Origin of the sequence: Acinetobacter sp. YH12152, from assembly GCF_013418285.1 — a bacterium.
Lineage (GTDB): Bacteria > Pseudomonadota > Gammaproteobacteria > Pseudomonadales > Moraxellaceae > Acinetobacter > Acinetobacter amyesii.
Genome location: NZ_VPCH01000111.1, coordinates 1 through 1,523 on the forward strand (window position 1 = coordinate 1; position 1,523 = coordinate 1,523).

Genomic DNA, 1,523 nt, shown 5'->3' on the forward strand with positions numbered 1-1,523 from the left:
GTCAATCTCCCAATCAGCACAGTTCTTTTTTACAATTTCTTCAAGCCGATTGATCATCTCATTTGAAAGGCATTTCTTGCGATATTTTGTTACCAACACTAAATGATATGTAAGTTTATAAACACAGTGATAATGTGACTTCATTACATTTACACTAAGCAATTAATTTGCTAAATTATAACCATGAAACAACCTTTTTTGAAAGCGTATAAATATCGCATCTATCCTACTTCTGAGCAGAAAGTGCAATTTGAAAAGCACTTCGGATGCACTCGCTTTATTTTCAATTGGGCTTTAGCACTTCAAACTAAAGCTCATTCTGAAACTCAAAAATTATTATCAAAAAAGGATATTCAAGACCAATTAGTTGCCATGAAAAAACAACCTGAATTCGAATGGTTGAACGAGGTGAATAGTCAATCACTTCTTAGTGGGTTACTTCACCTACACACTGCTTACAACAACTTTTTTCAGCGATTAAAGAAAGGCAAGGTTGAATTCAGAAAGATCAAAGGATATAAACCAAATCCTGATGAAAAACGCCCATTAAGTCATCTTGTCGGCTACCCACGGTTCAAATCCAAGAAAATACCGCAACGGTCTTATCAATGCCCTCAGCACGCAACAGTGAGCTTTGAGAACGGATTACTTCATCTACCTAAAATTAAAGGGATAAAAACTGTATTTAGTCGGGTATTTAATGGGAAAATCAAAACTGTCACCATTAGCAAAACAGCGACAGGTAAGTATTATGCTTCGATTTTGGTCGAGTCAGAGTTAGAACTTGTTGCATCAACAACAATTCAAGCTGATCAAACCATCGGAATTGATATGGGTTTGAATCACATGCTCATTCAATCCGATGGTAATAAGGTTGAAAATCCAAAATACTTGCGACAGGCTCAAAACCGACTATCCATACAGCAGAAGATATTTGCTCGAAAGAAGAAAGAATCAAAGAATTATCAACGTCAAAAATTAAGTGTTGCATTCATCCATGAAAAAGTGCGCCTGCAACGCTTAGACCTACATCACAAACTCACGCATTACTTGATCTGTGAAAACCAAGCGACCACGTATGCTGTAGAAGATTTAGGGATAAAAAACATGGTAAGAAATCGAAAATTAGCCAAGTCCATTTCGGATGTGGCTTGGGGTCAATTTCTTACGATATTGCAATACAAGGCAAAATGGTTCGGTAAGAATGTGCTACAAATTGGAAGATTCGTTCCAAGTTCTAAAGCATGTTCATGTTGTGGTTATACTATGACAAAATTGCCACTAAGCATAAGAGAATGGCAATGTCCTGACTGTGAAACAGTGCATGATCGTGATTTGAATGCAAGCTTGAATATACGCAATTTCGCTTTAGCTGATGCACTAGGACATAGTGCTGTATAAAGAGTTCCTGTACCGCCATACTGTCAGCGCAGTGCGGTATCGAAAGGTGCAATCTCTAAGATTGCATGGGTCGCAAAGATTCCCCCACCATAGCTCTTAGCTTGGTGGTGGGAGTATGTCAA

The 1,523-nt window shown here is 37.9% G+C and carries 2 protein-coding genes; one reads left to right on the forward strand and one right to left on the reverse strand.

Annotated elements, in window-relative coordinates; genetic code table 11:
* On the reverse strand, positions 1–144 hold a 144-nt coding region (locus FTU83_RS17750), incomplete at its 3' end, for a transposase (protein ID WP_180107460.1).
* Between the two features lie 39 nt (positions 145–183).
* Here FTU83_RS17750 and FTU83_RS17155 point away from each other — a divergent pair.
* Entirely contained in the window at positions 184–1,401 is a 1,218-nt protein-coding gene (locus FTU83_RS17155) for an RNA-guided endonuclease TnpB family protein (RefSeq protein WP_180047579.1), read from the forward strand.
* The last annotated feature ends 122 nt before the right edge of the window (positions 1,402–1,523 follow it).

Coding starts and splice junctions, on each gene's coding strand:
- FTU83_RS17155 (WP_180047579.1), top strand. CDS start 184: ATGAAACAACCTTTTTTGAAAGCGTATAAATATCGCATCTATCCTACT.